Raw genomic sequence first — 20,287 nt, 5'->3', positions numbered from 1 at the left:
CCCCTTGAGATGGCTAATGGTCAGTAGCCAAGCTCGGGAGTGAACATGCCCATCGGGTTCGAGATCGACGAGAGGGTCGCCGACGTCGCTCGGCGCACCACCGCGTTCGTACAGGATGTGGTGATCCCCGAGGAGCGGGCGTGCGACGGGAACGTCCACGCCGGTCCGGAGCCACTGCGCCGCCGGCTCCAGCGGGCGGCCCGCGACGTGGGGGTGTTCGCACCCCACGTCGGCACGGAATGGGGCGGGCTCGGGCTCGACCTGTGCGGCCAGGCCGTGGTGTTCGAGGCGGCGGGGTACTCGCTGCTCGGGCCGCTGGCGCTGAACTGCGCGGCACCCGACGAGGGCAACACACATCTGCTCGAAGTGGTCGCCACGGACGAACAGAAGGAGCGCTACCTGCGGCCGCTGGCCGCGGGTGAGGTCCGGTCCTGCTTCGCGATGACCGAGCCGGCGCCCGGCGCCGGTTCCGATCCGCGCGCCCTCGGCACCACCGCGACCCGGGTCGACGGCGGCTGGCGGATCGACGGACGCAAGTGGTTCATCAGCGGCGCCGACGGGGCGGCCTTCGCCATCTGCATGGCCCGCACCAGCGGCGGACCGGGCGACGCGGGCGGCGCGACGATGTTCCTCGTCGACGCCGACAACCCGGGAATGAAGATCGTCCGCAATATCGAGACCCTGGACCAGGGCCTGTTCGGCGGCCACAGCGAGATCCTCTTCGAGAGCTGCGAAGTAGCCGACAGCGCCGTCCTGGGCGAGGTGGACCAGGGATTCACATACGCGCAGGTGCGCCTCGGGCCCGCCCGTATGACGCACTGCATGCGCTGGCTCGGCGTGGCCCGGCGGGCGCAGGACATCGCCCTCGAGCGGGCGACGGAGCGATCGGCCTTCGGCAAACCGCTGGCCGAACTCGGCATGGTGCAGCAGCTGTTGGCCGACTCCGAGATCGACATCGAGACCAGCCGCGCGGTGCTGTGGCGGGCCTGCTGGGAACTGGACCAGGGCCGCTCGGCCGCCCAGCACACCTCGATCGCCAAGACATACGTCTCCGAGGCGGTCAACCGGGTCGTCGACCGCTCCGTGCAGGTGTGCGGCGCGCTCGGCATCTCGGGGGACGCCCCGCTGTCGCGGCTGTACCGGGAGGTGCGTCCGTTCCGGATCTACGACGGTCCTTCCGAGACCCACCGGTGGGCCATCGCCAAGCGTGCGGTGCGGGCGGCGCGGGAGCGGGTGGCCGCACGGTGACCGCGTCCGAGGCTGCCGTGGTCGGCGTCGACGTGCCCGCACTGCAGCGGTACTTCGACCGCCATGTCCCCGAGTGCGCCGGCCCGCTGAGGATCCGGCTGCTCCAGGGCGGGCGCTCCAATCTGACGTACGAGGTGACCGACGGGACGCACCGCTGGGTGCTGCGCCGGCCCCCGCTGGGGGTACTGACCCCCACCGCGCACGACATGGACCGCGAGTACCGCGTCGTCGCCGCCCTCGGTGGTACCGGGGTGCCCGTCGCCCGCGCAGTGCTGTCGTGCCGGGACCCGGAGGTGATCGGCGCGCCGTTCTGCGTCGTCGACTTCGTGGAGGGGACGGTGCTGCGCGACGGCGACGACGCAGCCGTACTGCCACCCGCCGAGGCGCGACGGACCGCCGACGCGCTCGTCGATGCGCTGGTGGCACTCCACTCCGTGGACGCCTTCGCCGTGGGGCTCGGTGACTTCGGCCGGCCGGACGGCTATCTGGAGCGTCAGGTGAGGCGCTGGCGCGGGCAGTGGGAGAAGGTCGCCACGCGTTCGCTGCCCGACGTCGACGAACTGCACGGCAGGCTCGCCCGCGCCGTGCCCGTCAGTGGCGCTCCGGCGATCGTGCACGGCGACTACCGCCTGGACAACACCATCCTGGCGCCCGACGGCTTCGGCCGGATCGCGGCGATCGTCGACTGGGAGATGGCCACGCTCGGTGATCCCCTCGCCGATCTCGGCATGCTCCTCATGTACTGGGATCCGACCTGCGAGCCGGTCCTCGCGGCACGGCACGTCCCGACGGCCAACGCCGGCTTCCCCGCCGCCCCCGAACTGGCCGCGCGGTACGCCGCAAGGTCCGGCCGCGACATCGACGCCCTGCCCTACTACCAGGCCCTGGCCTGTTTCAAGCTCGCCGTCATCGCGGAGGGCATCCACGCCCGCTACCTCGCGGGACAGACCGTCGGCACCGGCTTCGAGCGGGTCGGGTCTGCGGTCCCCGCGCTGCTGCGCTCGGGGCTGGAGCTGCTGCCATGACCGCGACCGCGCACACACCGAACCGAGGAGAGCCCGTGGGAGACCGACTGTCCGGACAGATCGCCCTGGTCACCGGTGCGACCGGCGGCATCGGACACGCCGTCTCGCACCGGCTCGCCGCGGAGGGCGCGACGGTGGTGGTGACGGACGTGGACGCCGGTCGCTGCGACGACCTGGCGAAGGAGCTGACGAGTGACGGGGAGCGGGCGCTCGGCCTCGCGCTGGACGTAAGCGACGAGGAGGCGTGGCGCGGCGCGGTCAAGCGGGTGGTCGACGAGCTGGGCGGGCTGTCGGTGCTGGTCAACAACGCGGGCATCGCCGAGATGCGGACGGTCGAGACGGAGACCCAGGAGTCCTGGGACAAGGTCATCGCCGTCACCCAGGGCGGTGTGTGGCTCGGCATGAAGCACGCCGGTCCCGCGATCGAACGCTCCGGCGGTGGCTCGATCGTCAACATCGCGTCGATCTTCGGCACCGTCGGCGGCTTCGGCAGCCAGTTCTCGTACCACGCCGCGAAAGGCGCGGTCCGCCTGATGACGAAGAACGCGGCACTTCACTGGGCCACGCGTGGTGTCCGCGTCAACTCGATCCACCCCGGTTTCATCGAGACGCCCCTGTCCCGGGAACTGTGGCGGGGCACGCCCCGGCACACCGCCATGGTCGAGGGCACCCCGATGGGGCGGCTGGGCCGGCCCGACGAGGTCGCGGGCGCGGTGGCGTTCCTGGCCTCCCAGGACGCGACGTTCATCACGGGATCCGAGCTGTACGTGGACGGCGGCTGGACGGCCCGCTGACGAGGCCCGCCGGCATGGTCTGCCGACAAAGAAGGAGGGGCGGGGCGATGGCCGAGCCCCTCCCCCTGGGCACGTGCCGTGTTCAGCGCACGCGTGCGTACTGGTTCACCCCGCCCACGAACGCCACCGTGGCGCGTCCGCGCAGGACGAGGACGTCCAGGTGGGCCGCCGTCTCGTTCACGGCGAGCATCTGGTTGAAGGCGTTGAGGTCGCCGAACGGCACTTCGCGGCGCGTCCAGCCCAGCTTGCGCGCCACCGCGTGCGCGTCGAGGGTGTCCTCGCCCAGCGCTGTCAGGCTCTTGGCCAGCCGGTCGTCGTGGTGGGTGAGCAGTTCGGCGACGCGGGTGTGGGCGCTGTCGGTGACCGGCCCGTGCGCGGGCAGCAGTCGGGTGTCGGCGTACCGCGTCATCAACCGCAGCGAGTCCAGGTAGTCGGCGAGGGGGCGCCCGCCCGCTTCGGTCAGCTCGAAGCCGATGGACGGGGTGATGTGCGGAAGGACGTGGTCGCCGGCGAACAGCAGTCCGCGCCGTTCGTCCAGGAAGACCACGTGTCCCTTGGTGTGCCCGGGGGTCGGTACGACGCGCAGCTCGTTGTCGCCGAAGCGGAGCGTTTCCGCTCCGAGCCACTGGTCGGGGGCCTCCCACACGCTGGGGTCGTAGCCGCCGTGGTCCATCGCCTGGATCTGTTCGGCGAGTTCGGCCGCTCCTCCCCTGCGCAGCGTCTCCAGTGAGCCGGCGGGTTCGTCGCTGCGCAGCCTGTCGAGCATCTCCAGGCCCGGCCGTTCGCCCGCGCCCAGGTAGACCCGCGAGCCCAGCAGGCGGCGCAGCTCCACGGCGTTGGTGTAGTGGTCACGGTGGATGTGGGTGACCAGGATGTGGCTGATGTCGCCGAGGTCGCGCCCGATGGCGGCCAGCGCCTCCTCGAGCGCTTTGCGCGCCTCGGGGATCGCCCAGCCTCCGTCGATCATGACGATGCCGTCGTCCTCGGCGAGATCCTCCAGCAGATAGACGTTGACGGCGTGCAGGCCGTCGTTGGGCAGTGGCAGGGGAACGCGGTGCACTCCGGGCTGGACGGTCTGGACTCCGGCTGCGGCCCATGGGCCCTGGTCGAACCGCGCTGTCATGATTCTCCAATGCTGCTGCTGTTTCGCTGGGGATCGGACCCGGCGGGGCGACCCCGCCGGGTCTGTCCTCTGGTCAAGCCGGATCGCCTTTGATCAGGCCGAGTCGGGTGTGCCCGTCCGTAGCCGGTGGGCGAGTTCGCGGGCTCCGCTCCGGTCGAGTTTGCCGACCTTGGTCTGCGGCAACTCCTCGACGTCGTACACGAACTCGGGCCACTTGGCCTTGGACAGTCCGACGCTCTCCAGATGTCCGGTCACCTCGGCCAGGTCGATGCCGTGTCCGTCCTCGGTGACGACCAGCAGCGCGACGCGCTCGCCGAGCACCTCGTCCGGGACCGCGGCGACGCAGGCCCTGGCCACGCGCGGGTACCCGGCGACCGCCCGCTCGATCTCGGTGATGTCGATGTTGCGGCCGCCGCGGATGATGATGTCCTTCTCGCGGCCCATGATGCTGACGGTGCCGTCCTCGTGGGTCAGGAGCAGGTCGCCGGTCGGGAAGAAGCCGTCCTCGGTCAGTTCCGGCCGCTCGACGCGGCCGTCGCGGGCGTAGCCGACGAACAGCGAGGGGCCTCGGACCTGTGCCCGGCCGGTGACGCCCGGTCCGGCCTCGGCACCGTCGGGGGTCAGTGCGCGCAGGTGCGTGCCCGGGAAGGGGCGGCCGTCCCTGCCGAGCCGGATCTCCTCGGGGTCGTCGGGGCGGGGCGAGGTGTGGCCGAGGCACTCCGACATGCCGAAGACGCGCAGGATCTTGGTGCCCAGTGACCGTTCGGCACGTGCCAGGGCGCCACGGTCCATGGGGCCGCCGCCGACGGTGATGGCGCGGACTCCCGAGAGCGCACCGGATCCGGCCGCCTCGGCCCCCATCTGCAGCGCCATCGTCGGTACGCACATGGTCCAGCGCACCTCGGTCTCTGCCATCCGCCGCAGCGCGAGGGCACGGTCCCACTTCGAGGTCAGGACGAGCGGGCCGCCCAGCAGCAGGGAGAGGTAGACGCCGAAGCAGTAGGCGGCCGTCGACGACAGCGGCACGATCGCGGCCACCGCGTCGCCGGGGGCCAGGCCGTTGATGTCGATCGTGCTGGCGCAGGCGTAGCGGAGGGCCTCCTCGGACTGCACCACGCCCTTGGGACGCCCGGTCGAGCCGGAGGTCAGCCCGATGAGGACGCCGCCGGACCACCGTGACACTTCACGCGGACCGGGCGTGGCACGGCAGGTCCAGCCGTCGAGCACCGCGTCCACCGGGCCCGGCAGCAGTTCGGGGAGCCCCCATTCGTCACTCGCCGAGGCCTCGGCGACGACCGCGTCGGGGCGGATGTCCTCGTAGGCCGCGGCGAACTCGGCATGTGTGGTGTGCCGGTTGACGACCGCGAGGACCCCGCCGCGCAGTCCCACGGCCAGGGAGCCTGCGACGGTACGCCATGAGTTGTCGGCCTGGAGCATGACGGTGCCGCCCGGGCCGCCGGGGAACATCGCTTCGGCGAGCCGGCCGGCCTCGGCGAGCAGCTCGCGCGCCGTATGACTGCCATCGTCGTCGATGACGGCGACGAAGTCCGCCTGCTCGGCCCTTTGTTGGAACTCCCGCACTACCTGTCGCATCCCGCTTCCTCGCTACGCTGGCCGAACTCCATGAAGAACGATGTGTTGAACGCTGTGGTGCATGCCCCGCGCATGCCGGACTGAGGGAGCCGAAGAACGGTCTCAGCCGCCGAAGAGCTGCGCCTCGTGTCCCATCACCGCGATGCGGCGGCCTTTCATGTCACCGACCTGCGCGATCGCGTCCGCCCACTCCTGGCTCGCGAGGGCCTTCTTCAGGTCCTGCGGGGAGTCGAAGCTGAGCACGGAGATCCCGTCCCAGCCCTCCGACCGCGGCTCCAGCGCCTGGTCGATCTCGGTGTGCCGCCAGGCGCGAAGCCCGGGCAGGCGGTAGGTCAGTTCCGCGTGGTCGCCGCGCCACCAGTCGATGAACTGCTCGTGCGTCCACTCCGGGGGCCTGGCGGCCAGCAGGACGAGGTTGTACATGACGGTCCTCCGTGGGTGTCCGGTCGAAGCGGATTTTGCAGGTGCAGCGAATCCGAATCGGGTGGGGCTCAGGTGAAGCGGATCTCGGACGACCGGCCGATCAGCAGGCGCTGCAGACGTCCGTGGTCGTCCACCCGGCCCGCGGCGACGAAACTCGCCTCGGGCACTCCCCCGCGCCGCACCTCGCCGAGGAAGAGCTCGTCCTGGCCGAGGGTGGTCGCGGACAGGAGATGGTGGGTGCGGGTGCCCTTCTCGCGCTGTTCGAGGTAGCCGACGAGGGCGGCTCGGTCCCCGGCGAAGTCGGTCGCGTTGCCGTCGCCGGTGGAGAACAGGATGGAGAGGGTGAAGTCGTCGCTGATCAGGTCGAGGATCCGGGTCGGTTCCTCACTGTCGAGGATGTCGAACCAGGCGGTGAGGAAGGGTGCGGGGGCGGCGTCTGTGGAGGTGTCGGTGGAGGTGTCGGTCATATCGGCTCCCGGGGATGGGTGGGTGGCTGCCGGGGTGGCGCGGCTAGTCCGGCCGGTCGATGAGGTCGTAGGTGGTGCTGAAGTACGACTGGTAGCGGGCCATGCGCCCGTCGGGTGTGACGACGGCGGCCGAGAGGAAGGAGCCGACGGTCTTCCCGGACTCGGTGACCACTCCGTACACGGTCTCCAGATCGCCGTCGGAACTGTGCCGGAGGATTTTGTGTCCCCTCTCGACGGCGTTGCGGCCGGCGATGTAGGCGGCGAAGTCGTCCCTGGTGGTCCCCGTCGCCTCGCGGCCGGGCAGGGCGATCAGGAATCGGAAGTCCGGCACAAGGAGTTCGAGTGCCTGACGAGGGTCGTCACTGTCCATACGGGCCATGTAGTCGCGGATTACGCCGGCCATGGGAGTCCTCTCCAAGCGGGGAACGGCTGTTTCAGTCGCGGGCGGGATCAGTTGCGATCGGGGATTCAGTCACGGGAGGGCGGGGTGAAGAAGTCACCCTGCGACTCCCAGCGGCCGTCCCTGACGACGACCTTCTGTACGTCGCGGGTGCCGAGATGGTGCGCCACCGAGAAGTTCAGGACTGGTGCGACGCCGGTGTCGACCGCTCGGGCCTTCTGGTACGCGACGGTCAGCGCCTCGGACGTGATCGGACCGTCGATGGTCCGGGCGATCTCGACGAACGCTTTGGCCGCGGCCCAGCCCCACAGGGTGATGAAGTCGGCCGGCTGCCCGCGCTCGTACTTCGCCATCGCGGAACGGAACTCCTTGATGGCCGGGTCGTCGTCGTTGGGTGACTTCACCAGTTGCACCGCCTTGACACCTTCGGCCGCCTTGCCCGCGAGAGTGAGGGTGGACTGCGCCGCGACCGGAGCGTAGCCGTACACGGGTGTCGACAGCCCCTGCAGCTTGGCTTCCTTCAGGTAGGACGCGGCCTCGGCGGCGGCGAGGATCACCACGACGGCGTCGGGTTTCTCACGCTTCACCTTGCTGATCACCGGGCTGTAGTCGGTGGTCTGGAACTTGACCGACAGGCTTTTGACCCGGACCGACGGATCGGTCTTGCGGGCGGCGGGACCGATCTCCTTGGCGACGTTCACGAACGCCGCGGGGTCGCTGTGCACGACGAGCACCTTCTTCGCCCCGTCTTGCGCCGCCCACTGCCCGAGCGCCGACGCCTGGTCCTCGTAGAGGGTCTGCATGCCGAACAGGCCGTCGCGGGCCGGCTGGTACCAGGAGGCGTCTCCGCCCAGGGTGTTGAGGACGGGGACCTTCGACTGCTCGAGGACGAAGGGGAAGGTGGCCTGGGACTGGGCGGTGCCGTTGGTGGCGACGATCGCCACCACTCCGTCCTGGTCGACGAGCCGGCGGGCGATCTGCACGGTCTGCTGCGGATCGAAGGCGTTGTCCTTGACGACCCAATCGATCTTGCGTCCGTTGATCCCGCCCCGGGCGTTGACCGACTTGAAGTACGCGTCGGCGCCGGCTCTCTCGGGGATGCCGAACGAGGCGACGGCTCCCGTGAGCGGGTACCACGCGCCGATCCTGATGACGTCGTCCCGGGCCGCGGGGCCTTGGGTGCCGCAGGCGCTCACCGCCAGGGCGAGCAGGGCGGTGGCTGCGGCGATGAGCGAGCGTGTCGTGCGTCGTCGCAAGACCCCTCCTCAGATCAACCTGAGTTAAGTTCAGTTCAGTTTGGATTTTAATCCCGCGGAAACAGCCCTGGCAATGGCTCGTCATGTAGGGAGAAAGCAGTGCGGCCCTCCGACGGGGTGTCCGTCGGAGGGCCGCGAGGTGCGGTGACCGCTCAGCGCGTCAGGAGGCGACCATCCGGACGCAGGCGCCCTCGATCAGCTCGCTGACCTCCGAGAGCGGGGTCGGTCCTGACGGCCGGTACCACCGCCACACGCTGACGATCAGCCCGAGCACGCTCGCACCGAGCAGTTGTGCGTCACGCAGCGGGAAGGAGCCCTGGGACATGCCCTTGACGAGCAGATTCGTCCAGTCCCGCTCGACGACCTGGACCAGCTGACGGGCCGCGACCCGTTCGTCCTCCTCGCGCTTGGACCTGCGCGAACCGGACAACAGGTCCATGTGGTTCTGCAGAATGCGCATCTGCAGGACCTCCTGCGGTGACACGTCGTAGGCCGCGCGGACCGCTGCCCGAAGCGCCTCGACGGGGTCCGCGGCGTCCTTCGTCGCCTCCACGAAGCGGTCGTGGGAGCGCTGCAGTTCCACCCGCATGATGGTGAGCAGGCAGTGGGTCTTCGACTCGAAGTAGTGGTAGAGCGCCGTCTGCCCGATGCCGACGCGCTCCGCCACCGTCGACCACTTGGTGGCCTCGAAGCCGGTCTCACCGAAACAGTCCACCGCTGCCGTGAGAATGGCCGCGCGCTTGGACCGCGGTCCCGCCTCCGGTTCAACGATCCTCGTCATGCTCCCTCTCCATGGCCGTCACCCACCGTGTCCGTACCCGAGAGTAGACCCAAGTTGAACTCAGTTGCCAATCAGATCCGGTCAGAGGCGTCGAGCACGGCCGGTCAGAGGCGTTCGAGCACGGTCGCGTTGGCCATCCCGCCGCCCTCACACATCGTCTGCAGACCGTAGCGTCCACCGGTCCTGCGCAGCTGGTGGACGAGCGTGGTCATCAGGCGGGCGCCCGTGGCGCCGAGCGGATGCCCGAGCGCGATCGCCCCGCCGAAGGCGTTGACCCGCTCCTGATCGGCGCCGATCTCCCTCTGCCAGGCGAGGACGACGGAGGCGAAGGCCTCGTTGATCTCGACCAGGTCGATGTCGCCTATGGACAGGCCGGCCTTGTCCAGGACCTTCTCGGTGGCCGGGATGGGCCCCGTGAGCATGTGGATGGGGTCGGAGCCGACCACCGCCATGGTGTGCACGCGGGCCAGGGGGGTCAGACCGTGACGGCGGACCGCGTCCTCGGAGGCGATGAGCAGGGCGGCGGCACCGTCGGAGATCTGGCTGGCGACGGCGGCCGTCAGCCGCCCGTCCTCGGTGAGGGTCTTCAGTCCCGCCATCTTCTCGAGCGTGGTGTCGGCGCGCGGGCCCTCGTCGGCGGAGAGTCCGAAGGCCGGGCTGATCTCCTCGTCGAAGGTTCCGCCGGCTTGCGCGGCGAGGGCCCGCTGGTGGCTGGTGAGCGCGAACCGCTCCATGTCCTCGCGGGAGACGCCCCACTTCTCGGCGATCAGCTCGGCGCCACGGAACTGCGAGACTTCCTGGTCCCCGAAGTGTTCGCGCCAGCCGTCCCCCGCGAAGGGACTGCCCATACCCGCCTGTTCGCCGACGAACATGGGGCTGGCTATCGGCACCAGGCTCATCACCTCCACCCCGCCCGCGACCACCAGGTCGGCGGCGCCGGAACCGACCGCCTGGGCGGCGAAATGCACGGCCTGCTGGGAGGAGCCGCACTGACGGTCGATGGTGGTCCCGGGTACGTGCTGGGGCAGCCCCGCCGACAGCCAGGCGGTGCGGGCGATGTTTCCGGTCTGGGCCCCGATCTGGCTGACACAGCCGAAGTACACGTCCTCGACCGCGTCCGGGTCGGCTCCCGTACGTTCCAGGAGGGCACGCAGCACATGGGCGCCGAGATCGGCCGGATGCACGCCGCTGAGCGTGCCCTTGCGGCGGCCTACCGGGGTCCGGACAGCCCCGACGATGAATGCTTCCGACACGGTGGGCTCCCATGGTTCGGGGACGAGTTGAGTGATCGCTTGAGTGATCAGGGCCTGGACGGGATACGCGTGAAGTCGGGCGCCCGCTTGTCGAGGAACGCGGCGACGCCCTCGCGGCCCTCGTCCGAGGCGGCCGCGGCGGCGAGCGCGGCGGCCTCGTCGTCGAGATGCCGGGCGAGATCCGCCGTCTGACCGGAGGCGACGAGACGGCGGGTGACGCCGAAGGCCGAGGTGGGGCCGCGGCGCAGGGCCCGGGCGGTCCCCTCGGCCTCGGCGGCGAGTTCGCCGGACGGGACGACACGGCTCACCAGACCGATCGTGGCGGCTTCCGCGGCCGGTACACGACGGTTCGTCAGCAACATCTCCACCGCCCGCTTGGGCCCGACGAGGCGGGGCAGCTGCCAGCTCACCCCGGCGTCAGGCGAGTAGCCGATGCTGGTGTACGCGGCGGTGAACGTGACGTCGTCGGCCGCGAGAGTCACGTCGGCGGCCGCGGCAAGGCCGATACCCGCGCCGGCGACGGCGCCCTGGACGGCGGCCACCATGGGCGCGTCGATCGAGGCGAATGTGCGCAGGGCGTCGTGGAGCGCGTCGGTCACCGCGACGAGGTGCTTCTCCAGGGCTTCGCCGGTGAGCCGGGAGAACTCCCTGAGGTCGCCGCCGACACAGAAGGACTTCCCCTCACCGGTGAGCAGCACGGCCCGTACGGCCGCACGTTCGCAGGCCCGTGCCGCGGCGAGGAGCCCGCGCGCCGTCGCGAGGTCGATGGCGTTGCCCGCGTGGCCCCGGCGCAGGGTGACGCGGGCGAGGCCGTCGTCCTGGATCTCTACGCCGACGCTCGCCGCGGAATCCGCTGGGCGCGGGCTGAGGCCGGTCGTAGGGCGAATCGCGGCACCCGGACCAACATCAGCCGTCCCGTGCTCTCCCGCGCCGGGTCCATTGCCCGCCACCGCGCGATCCGCCGGATGTCGGCTGACGCCCGCCGTAGCCCGATCCGCGACGCCCGAACCGACATCAGCCGTCCCGCGCTCCCCCACGCCCGCTCCATCGCCCACCACCGCACGATCCGCCGGATGTCGGCTGACGCCCGCCGTAGCCCGATCCGCGGCACCCGAACCGACATCCGCCGTCCCGGGGCCCCCCGCGCCCGGTCCGTCGCCCGCCGCCGCGTGGTTCCTCGCATCCGATCCGGCGCCCGCCGTCGCCCGCTCCCCCGCACCCGATCCGGTGCCCCTCACCGCGCGGTCCATCCGCCGTCGATGGTCAGGACCTGGCCGGTGCAGTACGAGGACGCGTCCGAGGCGAGGAACAGCAATGCGCCGTCGAGTTCGTGGCCGTCGCCGCCGCGGTGCAGCAGGGTGTTGCGTTCGACCCAGCGGCTGGAGCGCTCGTCGCCGAAGAGGTCCGCGGTCATCTCGGTGCGGAACCAGCCCGGGGCGAGCGCGTTGACGCGGGTTCCGCTACGGCCCCACTGTCCGGCCAGCTCACGGGTCAGGCCGATGAGGCCGGCCTTGGACGCGGAGTAGCTCGCGCCGCCGAGGGGTGCGGCCGAGACCAGGCCGAGGATGGAGGAGACGTTGATGATGCTCCTGCCGCCACTCGCCGGGGCCTCAGCTGTCAGCCGGGCCAGATGGAACGGCGCGGTGAGGTTGACGCCGAGGACGTCGGTGAAGGCGTCCGCGGACTCGTCCTCGGCACGGGTCTCGCCTGACGTCGCCGCGTTGTTGACGAGGATGTCGATGCGGCCGGTGACGGTCAGCGCCGTCTCGACGAGCCTCGTACGGTCGGACTCCACAGCCACGTCGCAGGCGACCGGGTGGATGCGCGCGTCGGAGTCGGCGAGTGACTTCAGCCTGTCGATGCGGCGGGCGGCGGCGAACACGGTGGCGCCGGCCTGCGCGAGGACACTCGCGAACCTGGCGCCCAGGCCGGAGGACGCGCCGGTGACGATGGCCGTCCTGCCCTTCAGCGAGAAGAGATCACCGGCGGGTCGAGGCGCGCTCACTCGTCCACCCCGATCGGCAACGCGGTCGCGCCCCCGTCAAGCACCAGGGTCTGGCCGGTCATCCAGGAAGAGGCGTCGGAGGCCAGGAACAGCGCCGCGTTCGCCACGTCCTCCACCGTGCCCAGGCGCCGCATCGGCAGCTTGGCGGTGAGGACGGTCTCGCGGACCTCCCACACCGCACGGGCCAGTTCGGTCTTGATCAGGCCGGGGGCGATGGCGTTCACCCGCGCTCGCGGCCCGAGTTCGTAGGCCAACTGCCGGGTCATGTGGAGCATGGCCGCCTTGGTGGCGTTGTAGTAGCCGATGTGCGGGTCGACGATCAGTCCGCCGACAGAGGCGATGTTGACGACCGCTCCCCCGTGCTCGGCCATCCAGGCGCGCCAGGCGCAGCGGGTCCAGGCGATCATCCCGTACTGGTTGACCCGTACCGTCTTCTCCGCCCGCGGCAGATCCAGGTCGAGCAGATCGCCGTGGTACGGGTTGGTCGCCGCGTTGTTGACGAGGATGTCGACGCGTCCGAATCGGGCCATGGTCTCGTCGACGCAGGCCTCTGCCTGGTCGGGTTCGCCGGCGTTGGCGACCACGGTGTGGAGGTCGCCGTCGCCCTTGACGCGCAGCAGTTCCTCGCGCGCCTCGGCCAGTCCGGCCGCCTTCCGCGCCGCTATGACCACATGCGCGCCGGCCGCCCGGTAGGCGGTGGCGATGCCGAGGCCGATGCCGCGGGATCCGCCGGTGATGACGGCCACCTTGCCGTCGAGGGTGTTGGCGCTCACGCTGCCCCTGCCTTCGTGTCGGTCGTCTGCCGTTCGGCCTTCGGATCGGTTTTCCGGTACCGGGCGAGTTCCTGGCGAGCGACGGTGCGCAGGTGCACCTCGTCGGGCCCGTCGGCGATCTTCAGTGCCCGGGTGATGGAGAACAGCCGGGCCAGTACGGTGTCGTCGCTGACCCCCGCGGCACCGTGTGCCTGGACCGCGCGGTCGACCACCTTGTGGGCGACCTCCAGCGCCGCCACCTTGATCGCGGCGACCTCCATCCGGGCGGCGGCGTTGCCGACGCTGTCCATCAGCCAGGCCGACTTCAGCACCAGCAGCCGTAGTTGTTCGATCTCGATACGGCTGCGGGCGATCCACTCGCGCACCACGCCGCGGTCGGCGAGGGGCCCGCCGAAGGCGACGCGTTCGGTGGCGCGTTCGCACATCAGCTGCAGGGCGCGCTCGGCGAAACCCACGGCGCGCATCGCGTAGTGCATGCGTCCGGGGCCGAGCCGCCCCTGGGCGATGGCGAATCCGTCGCCCTCACCTCCGAGGATGTACTCCACGGGCACCCGGACGTTCTCGAAGAGCACCTCGCCGTGGCCGCACCGGTCGGTGTAGCCGAACATCGGCAGGTCGCGCAGGACGGTGACGCCAGGTGTGTCGCGGGGAATGAGCAGCATGCTCTGCTGGCGGTAGGTGGGCGCGTCCGGGTCGGTCTTGCCCATCAGGATGATCAGCTTGCAGTCGGGGTCGAGGATCCCGGAGGTGTACCACTTGCGGCCGTTGACGACATAGCTGTCGCCGTCGCGGGTGATGCGGGTGCGGATGTTGCGGGCGTCGGAGCTGGCGACCTCGGGCTCGGTCATCGCGAAGCAGGACCGGATCTCGGCCTCCAGCAGGGGCCGCAGCCAGCGCTCCTGCTGCGCGGGGGTGCCGTACAGCGCGAGCAGTTCCATGTTGCCGGTGTCGGGTGCCGAGCAGTTGAACACCTCGGGGCCGATGATGGAGCGGCCCGCCAGTTCCATGAGGGGCGCGTATTCGAGGTTGGTGAGCCCCGCGCCCCAGTCGCCGTGTGCCATGAAGAGGTTCCACAGGCCCTCGGCGCGTGCCTTCTCCTTCAGCTCGGTCATCACCGGCGGCAGCGCGTGCGGGTCGTCCGCCTCGGCCAGCTGCCGGTCGTAGACGGCCTCCGCGGGGAAGACGTGCTGTTCCATGAACGACCGCATACGGTCCTGGAGTTCACTCGCCCGGGGCGAGAATCCGAAATCCACGAGTTGCTCCTCATGCTGGGGTGTGCCTGGCGGGTCCGGGTTCAGCCGAGGATGTCGCGCGCCGTGCGGATCATCGCGGCGATGGTGGGCGGCAGTCGCTCCTGGTCCGGGTCGTGGTGCTTGCCCTCGCGGTGGCGGCGCAGGTTGTGGCCCATGATCGCGGCCATCTTCATGCGACCCAGGGCGCGGAACCAGTCCATCGCGGGCAGCGCGGGGCCGCCCCCGCCGTAGGCGTCGAGGAGTTCGGCCTCGGTGGGCAGGCCGGCTACGGCGCGGCCCAGCTGCGGGAAGTTGCGGTGGTCGGCGAAGAGCAGGAACCAGCCGAGGTCGATGCGTGGGTCGCCGACGCTCCAGATCTCCCAGTCGACGACGGCCACCGCGCGCTCGCCGACGCACAGCACGTTCCCGAGCCGGAAGTCGCCGTGCAGCAGCACCGGCGGGAGGCCGTCGGGCACGTCGTCGGCGAGGCGCTTGAGCAACTCCTCGCCTCCCGGCCGCAGTTCGGACGGTACGGCGTGCAGCGTGCGGCTCCACCGCTCCAGTTCACCGGCGGCGTCGAGTGGTTCGGGCGCGTCGAGGCCGGGTGTGGCGATGTCGGTCTCGTGCAGCCGCCGCAGCACGGAGGCGATCTGCAACATGCGTGCCCGGGCCGTGGCGGCGGGTACCCCGGGTTCGTCCAGGACGGGTTCGACGGCCTCACCGGCGGCGAAGTCCATGGCGAACCAGGCCGGTTGGCTCTCGTCGACGGCGGCGACGCCCGGCACCGGCACCGCGGTTCCGGCGAGCGCTCCCAGGACCCGTGCCTGGCGCAGGACGTCGTTGCGCCCGACGGGCCGCTGTCCGGGAGGCACCGCCTTGATGACGTACGCCGCCTCGCCCGCGGTCACCGAGTACGTCAGCCCGGAGTGGCCGCCGGGCAGGGTCCTCAACTCGCCCACGGGCGCCCCGGGATGGCGGCGGGCGAGAGCGTCACGGACCCGTGCGGCCAGCTCCGACACCTGCGTGGCCGTGCTCATCGGAGGGGCTCCTTGGGCAGGCCGAGCACACGCTCGGCGAGGATGTTGTGCTGGATCTCGTCGGTACCGCCCGCGATGCTGTACCCGGGCGCGCCGAGCAGGTGCTCGGTCCAGGCGTAGGTGCCCCACTCCCCCGTGTCGGCGACGAGGCGCGGTCCGAGCAGCTCGGACACCAGGTCGCTGGTGCGGCGCATGGTCTCGGTGGCGTACAGCTTGCCGACCGAGGCCTCGGCTCCGGGTTCGCGTCCGGCGACGAGGGCGCCGGTCACCCGCAGCCCGATGAGCCGCTGCACGAGGGCGCGGAGGTAGAGGTCGGCGGCTTGGCGCTGTTCGCCGCCGGTGAGCGGGCGGGGCAGGTTCCTGGCCAGGTCCAGGGCTCGGTCGGCGTTGTCGAGGCCCAGGTTTCCGGAGTCGAGCCGTTCGGCGGCCAGCACACTCAGCGTGACCCGCCAGCCCTCGCCGACCGGTCCCAGCCGGTCGGTGTCGGGCACGGTCACGTCGTCGAGGTAGACCTCGTTGAAGCTGGCCCCGCCGGTCATCTGCTGGATGGGCCGTACGGTCACGCCCGGCGCGTCCATGCGCACCAGGAAGACGGTGATGCCGGCGTGCTTGCGTACGTCCGGGTCGGTGCGGCACACCGCGACCCCCCAGGTCGCGACCCCGGCCCCGGAGGTCCACACCTTGTGGCCCCGCAAAACCCAGTGGTCGCCTTCATGCACCGCCCTCGTGCGGACCGCGGCAAGGTCGGATCCCGCCTCGGTCTCGGAGAAGAGCTGGCAGGCCAGCTCGTCCGTGCGCAGCATGGGCCGCAGCCAGCGCGCCTTCTGCTCGTCGGTGCCCCAGATGCCGATGGCGGGGGCGACGAGCTGCTGGGTCACGGGGAAGATCTCGGTGCGGTGCGGCACGTCGAAGGCCGCTTCTTCGGTGCGGTAGAGCTGCTCGTAGTACGCGGGCAGCTCACGGCCTCCGTACGCGGTCTGCCAGTTGAGCGCGCCCCAGCCCTGGTCGTACCGGGTGCGTTCCCATTCCTTGGTGCGGGCGGTGTGCTCGCGTTCCTGCTGCTGCGTCCAGTTCTCGAACACGGCGACGGAGTCGGAGCCGCTGCCCCACGCCCCGTCGGCGGTGCGCGGGCCGGCGACCGTGGCGAGCCACTGCCGGGCCTGCGCGCGGAACGCGTCGGGGTCCGGAATACCGGTCATGTCCTTCCTCTCCTTCCTCCGTCGCGGATCCTTGTGTCGCGGACACTTCCGTCACGGCTTCCGACGGGGATCAGCGGGACAGCACCGTGCAGGCGCTCACGCCCGGGGCGCCGTACACATGGGTGAAGCCGACCCTGGGTCCGCCGTGGACCTGGCGTTCGCCGGCCCGGCCGCGCAGCTGCTGGACGATCTCGTAGACCTGGCGCAGTCCCGAGGCGCCGATGGGTTCGCCGTTGGCGATGCAGCCGCCGTCGGTGTTGACGGGCAGGGTGCCGCCGATCTCGGTGGCGCCCGAGGCGATCAGCCGCTCCTGTTCCCCGTTCTCGCAGAACCCGCACTCGGCCATGTGCATGATCTCGGCGCCGCTCTCGGTGTCCTGGAGCTGGCACACGTCCACGTCACTGGGACCGAGCCCCGCCTCCTCGAAGGCGGCGGCGGAGGCGTCGCGGCTGACGCTGGTGAGGTCGCCCCCAGGGATCCAGGGGCTGAACACCTCGAACGAGCCGAAGCGGCGGGTGCGTACGGCCGCCGAGCGCAGGGTGACCGACGGGCCGTCCAGGGTGCGGGCGACCCCGGGCGAGCACAGGACCAGCGCGGCGGCGCCCGCTCCCGGCGAGCAGAACATGAAGCGGGTCAGTGGATCGCTGACCATTCCGGAGTCGAGGATCTCCTCGGCGGAGACCGGCTTGCGCCGCCATGCCTCGGGGGTCAGTCCTCCGTTGCGGTACGCCTTCTCGGCGACCAGAGCGAGGGTCTGCGGCGTGATTCCGTGGTCGTGCATGTAGCGCTGGATCTTCATGCCGAAGAACTGGGTGGTCACCATCAGTCCATCGCTGCCGTACTCGGCGCCCAGTCCCCAGTCCTCGGGGCGTGGGTCGAAGGCGCCGCGCGGGTGCTTGTCGAAGCCGACGGCGAGGACGACGTCCGCCATGCCGGAGCGGATCGCGTTCACGGCGGAGACCAGGGCACTGCCGCCGGTCGCGCAGCCGTTCTTGACGTTGACGAACGGCAGCCCGGTGAGGCCGAGTTGGGCCACCAGGGTGTCGGCGAGCCCCGCGCTGTCGCTGCCGCCGAACGCCGCTCCCACTCGCGCCCACTCGATTCCGGCATCCGCCAGAGCGCTGTTCACCGCTCCGACGGCCAGTTGGCGACCGCTTGCCTCCGTGCGGCCGAACGGGGTGCGCCCGGCACCGCAGATCAGGACGTCGGCGCTCATGAGCTCCCCTTGTGGCCGGTGGTGGGGCGGGCTCGCGGAACCCCTTCACCCGCGGTCACCATGAGGGGCATGCCGATGCGGACCTCCTCGAAGTCGTCGACGTCCAGGACGGCGGCCACCCGTACGCCGTCGGGCAGTTCGACGTAGCCGAGCGCGAACGGTACGAAGCCGCCCGGTGGGACCTGATACGGCGGTGACTTGGGTGCGTAGCGCTGCACCGTCCAGGTCCACAGGGTGCCCGCGCCGGACAGGGCCGCCGGGGCGGCCGGCCCTCCGCAGCGCGGACACGCGTCGCCCGCGGGGTAGACCGACACCGAGCAGCCGGAGCAGCGTGAGCCCTGGAGTGCGGTCGCCGGACTGCGCGGATCCGTGGTCACGCGGATCAGCGCCCCTGCCACTTCGGCTCGCGCTTCTCCAGGAACGCCGAGACACCCTCGGCGGCGTCCTCGGAGTTGAGCGCCACGCCCACGGCGAGGTGCTCCATCACCATCAGCGACTGGGTGTCGGCGTCCAGGCTGCGGTCGATGGTCATCTTGGTGAGCCACATCGTGAACGGGCTCTTGTCGGTGAGGTCACCGATGAAGTCCTCGACCGTCTCGTCCAGCTTGTCGGCCGGGGCGGACTTGTTGATCAGGCCGAACTCGGCGGCCTCGATGCCGGACAGCAGCTTGCCGGTGAGCATCAGCTCCTTGGTCTTGCGGATGCCGATCATGCGCGGCACGCGGTAGATCGGGCCCGCGCCGCCGAACAGCGAGCGGCGGATGTGGAAGTCGCCGATCTTGGCGTCGTCCGCGGAGATGGCGAAGTCGCAGGAGATCATGATCTCGAAACCGCCCGCGGTGACGTAGCCCTCCAGGACCGCGACCGAGGGGGTCTTCATCGAGTAGAGCCGGTCGCAGACCTTCGCGGACTTCACCGCGACGTCGATGGCGTTCGACTTGCCGACGAAGTCGGCCTTCAGGCTGTCGAGGTCGAACCCCGAGCAGAAGGTGCCGCCGCGACCGCGGAACACCAGGACTCGCAGCTCGGGGTCCTCGTCGACCTCGGTGATGATCTCGTCGAGGCGGTCCAGGATCGGCACCGTGACGCAGTTCTTCTTCCACGGTCGGTTCAGCCAGACGCGGGCGACATGACCGTCACGCTCGAACTGGATTTCGTCTTCCACTGCCATCTCAGATCCTCCAAACTGAACTGAATTCACTACGAGTCTGCGGAGGGGGTGATCCACTGTCAACCCCCGTGCCGAGATTGCCCCGGAGGACATCCACAGGTCCGCCTGCTCAGCTGCCGCTACCGCCCGGAATGTCCACGAGGACCTTGAGCCGTCGCGCGTCCCGGACGTCGTGCAGCCCGGCGAGGGCGTCGTGGAGGGGGATGTGGTCGAGCCAGCCGTCCGTCGGGTAGTGACCGCTCGCCATGTGCTCGATGACCCTCTCGAAGACCCCGTCCGGGTAGGCCTCGCAGCCGAGCAGGGCGAGTTCGGCCAGGCGTACGACGGACGCATCGATGGCCACCGGGCCGGAGTACAGGGCCACCATCACCACCGGCGCCCGGGCGGCCAGCGAGCGGATCGCGGCGTTCAGGGCATCGGCCCGGCCCGAGCATTCGACGGCGGCGTCCACGCCACGGCCCCCGGTGAAGGCCATCACCTCCGCGGCCACGTCGACCGCGCCGGGGTCGAGCACCCGGGCCCCGTGCCGTTCGGCTGCCGCACGGCGTGACGGCGAGGGCTCCGCCATCAGCACGTCCTCGACACCCTGCGCCTTGAAGGCGAACAACGCGCCCATCCCTACCGCGCCCGCTCCCGTCACCAGCGCGCTGCCGCCGCGGGGCACACGGGCCCGCTCCACCGCGTTCAGGGCCACCGCCATCGGCTCCACCAGGGCGCCCTGCTCCAGCGGGACACCGTCCGGGAGTTGATGCACGGAGTCGGCCGGCACGACCACGTACTGCGCGAGACCGCCGCCCGGGGCGGTCACACCGATCGCCGCCAGCTCCTTGCACAGGTGGGAGAGCCCCGACGTGCAGCGTGGGCACACTCCGCAGGTGCGGATCGGCCGTACGCAGACCCTGGCGCCGGGGGCGACCCGGTCGACCCCTTTCCCGCAGGTCACCACCGTCCCGGCGAACTCGTGGCCCAGGGTCTGCGGGAGCGTGGCGCCGGTGAGCGGGTTGGGCACGTGCGTGGCCCGCGGCGTCTCGAAGTACTCGTGCACATCCGTGCCGCAGATGCCCGCGTGCGCCACGCGGATCTTCACCTCGCCCGGCCCCGGCTCGGGCTCGGGCATCTCCTCGATCCGCAGATCCTTGGCTCCGTACAGCCTTGCGGCCAGCATGCTTCCTCCTCGGTGTCGGTCCCGTAAGACACTCCCGAGGTTGTCACTGAACTGAACTGACTTCAATAGAATGCTTGAGACCCTCACCTACTTCGGTTCAGCAGAGAAAGGCTCAATCCGGCCCAC

At 70.7% G+C, this 20,287-nt stretch carries 21 protein-coding genes; 3 read left to right on the top strand and 18 right to left on the bottom strand.

Annotated elements, in window-relative coordinates; translation table 11 throughout:
- Positions 1–45: 45 nt before the first annotated feature.
- The 3 genes from AQJ46_RS44700 to AQJ46_RS44690 are packed head-to-tail and all read left to right on the top strand — an operon-like array spanning position 46 to position 3,067.
- The gene (locus AQJ46_RS44700; protein ID WP_059211096.1) at positions 46–1,248 is read left to right on the top strand and encodes an acyl-CoA dehydrogenase family protein; all 1,203 of its coding nucleotides are present in this window, start codon (positions 46–48) and stop codon (positions 1,246–1,248) included.
- Positions 1,245–2,273, top strand: a complete 1,029-nt coding sequence (locus AQJ46_RS44695; protein WP_059211095.1) for a phosphotransferase family protein — start codon at positions 1,245–1,247, stop codon at positions 2,271–2,273. Before AQJ46_RS44700 ends, AQJ46_RS44695 begins: the two co-directional genes overlap by 4 nt.
- 35 nt (positions 2,274–2,308) lie before the next feature.
- Positions 2,309–3,067: an SDR family NAD(P)-dependent oxidoreductase gene (locus AQJ46_RS44690; protein ID WP_059211094.1), complete on the top strand. Its 759-nt coding sequence runs from the start codon at positions 2,309–2,311 to the stop codon at positions 3,065–3,067.
- 82 nt (positions 3,068–3,149) lie between these two features.
- On the opposite strand, the gene AQJ46_RS44685 is transcribed toward AQJ46_RS44690, so the two are convergent.
- The 18 genes from AQJ46_RS44685 to AQJ46_RS44600 all read right to left on the bottom strand — a co-directional run bounded on the left by AQJ46_RS44685 (position 3,150) and on the right by AQJ46_RS44600 (position 20,161).
- On the bottom strand, positions 3,150–4,190 hold the full coding sequence (locus tag AQJ46_RS44685) for an MBL fold metallo-hydrolase (RefSeq protein ID WP_059211093.1): 1,041 nt from the start codon (positions 4,188–4,190) through the stop codon (positions 3,150–3,152).
- Positions 4,191–4,283: 93 nt separating this feature from the next.
- A complete protein-coding gene (locus tag AQJ46_RS44680) occupies positions 4,284–5,783 on the bottom strand; it encodes a class I adenylate-forming enzyme family protein (RefSeq protein ID WP_059211092.1) in 1,500 nt (499 codons plus the stop codon).
- A 102-nt stretch (positions 5,784–5,885) separates the two neighbouring features.
- A complete protein-coding gene (locus AQJ46_RS44675; protein WP_057614575.1) occupies positions 5,886–6,206 on the bottom strand; it encodes an EthD domain-containing protein in 321 nt (106 codons plus the stop codon).
- A gap of 68 nt (positions 6,207–6,274) precedes the next feature.
- Entirely contained in the window at positions 6,275–6,673 is a 399-nt protein-coding gene (locus AQJ46_RS44670; RefSeq protein WP_059211091.1) for a hypothetical protein, read from the bottom strand.
- 43 nt (positions 6,674–6,716) lie between these two features.
- Positions 6,717–7,076, bottom strand: coding sequence for a nuclear transport factor 2-like protein (locus AQJ46_RS44665; RefSeq protein ID WP_079072725.1), 360 nt, complete (start codon positions 7,074–7,076; stop codon positions 6,717–6,719).
- A gap of 65 nt (positions 7,077–7,141) precedes the next feature.
- Positions 7,142–8,329 carry an ABC transporter substrate-binding protein gene (locus AQJ46_RS44660; protein ID WP_059211090.1) on the bottom strand — a complete coding sequence of 396 codons (1,188 nt, stop codon included), beginning with the start codon at positions 8,327–8,329 and terminating at the stop codon, positions 7,142–7,144.
- A gap of 160 nt (positions 8,330–8,489) precedes the next feature.
- Entirely contained in the window at positions 8,490–9,110 is a 621-nt protein-coding gene (locus tag AQJ46_RS44655; RefSeq protein ID WP_057614572.1) for a TetR/AcrR family transcriptional regulator, read from the bottom strand.
- Between the two features lie 104 nt (positions 9,111–9,214).
- A complete protein-coding gene (locus AQJ46_RS44650) occupies positions 9,215–10,363 on the bottom strand; it encodes an acetyl-CoA C-acetyltransferase (protein ID WP_059211089.1) in 1,149 nt (382 codons plus the stop codon).
- A 47-nt stretch (positions 10,364–10,410) separates the two neighbouring features.
- Positions 10,411–11,400, bottom strand: coding sequence for an enoyl-CoA hydratase-related protein (locus AQJ46_RS44645; RefSeq protein ID WP_225887584.1), 990 nt, complete (start codon positions 11,398–11,400; stop codon positions 10,411–10,413).
- Positions 11,401–11,597: 197 nt separating this feature from the next.
- Positions 11,598–12,368, bottom strand: coding sequence for an SDR family NAD(P)-dependent oxidoreductase (locus AQJ46_RS44640; RefSeq protein ID WP_059211088.1), 771 nt, complete (start codon positions 12,366–12,368; stop codon positions 11,598–11,600).
- Positions 12,365–13,141 (bottom strand): SDR family oxidoreductase, encoded by a 777-nt coding sequence (locus tag AQJ46_RS44635; protein WP_059211087.1) that lies wholly within the window; start codon positions 13,139–13,141, stop codon positions 12,365–12,367. The genes AQJ46_RS44640 and AQJ46_RS44635 overlap by 4 nt, the downstream gene beginning before the upstream one ends.
- Positions 13,138–14,394, bottom strand: a complete 1,257-nt coding sequence (locus tag AQJ46_RS44630) for an acyl-CoA dehydrogenase family protein (RefSeq protein WP_059211086.1) — start codon at positions 14,392–14,394, stop codon at positions 13,138–13,140. The genes AQJ46_RS44635 and AQJ46_RS44630 overlap by 4 nt, the downstream gene beginning before the upstream one ends.
- Positions 14,395–14,435: 41 nt before the next feature.
- The gene (locus AQJ46_RS44625; RefSeq protein ID WP_059211085.1) at positions 14,436–15,410 is read right to left on the bottom strand and encodes a phosphotransferase family protein; all 975 of its coding nucleotides are present in this window, start codon (positions 15,408–15,410) and stop codon (positions 14,436–14,438) included.
- Positions 15,407–16,609, bottom strand: coding sequence for an acyl-CoA dehydrogenase family protein (locus tag AQJ46_RS44620; RefSeq protein ID WP_059211084.1), 1,203 nt, complete (start codon positions 16,607–16,609; stop codon positions 15,407–15,409). The genes AQJ46_RS44625 and AQJ46_RS44620 overlap by 4 nt, the downstream gene beginning before the upstream one ends.
- Before the next feature lie 70 nt (positions 16,610–16,679).
- Complete coding sequence (locus tag AQJ46_RS44615; RefSeq protein WP_059211083.1) at positions 16,680–17,825, bottom strand: thiolase family protein; 1,146 nt, start codon at positions 17,823–17,825, stop codon at positions 16,680–16,682.
- Complete coding sequence (locus tag AQJ46_RS44610; protein ID WP_059211123.1) at positions 17,822–18,202, bottom strand: Zn-ribbon domain-containing OB-fold protein; 381 nt, start codon at positions 18,200–18,202, stop codon at positions 17,822–17,824. Before AQJ46_RS44610 ends, AQJ46_RS44615 begins: the two co-directional genes overlap by 4 nt.
- 5 nt (positions 18,203–18,207) lie before the next feature.
- Positions 18,208–18,996, bottom strand: coding sequence for an enoyl-CoA hydratase/isomerase family protein (locus AQJ46_RS44605; RefSeq protein WP_057614564.1), 789 nt, complete (start codon positions 18,994–18,996; stop codon positions 18,208–18,210).
- Positions 18,997–19,105: 109 nt separating this feature from the next.
- The gene (locus tag AQJ46_RS44600) at positions 19,106–20,161 is read right to left on the bottom strand and encodes an alcohol dehydrogenase catalytic domain-containing protein (RefSeq protein WP_059211082.1); all 1,056 of its coding nucleotides are present in this window, start codon (positions 20,159–20,161) and stop codon (positions 19,106–19,108) included.
- Positions 20,162–20,287 lie beyond the last annotated feature (126 nt).

This window comes from Streptomyces canus, assembly GCF_001514145.1.
In the GTDB taxonomy this organism is placed as follows: domain Bacteria; phylum Actinomycetota; class Actinomycetes; order Streptomycetales; family Streptomycetaceae; genus Streptomyces; species Streptomyces canus.
This window is presented reverse-complemented; position numbering and strand designations above follow the sequence as displayed.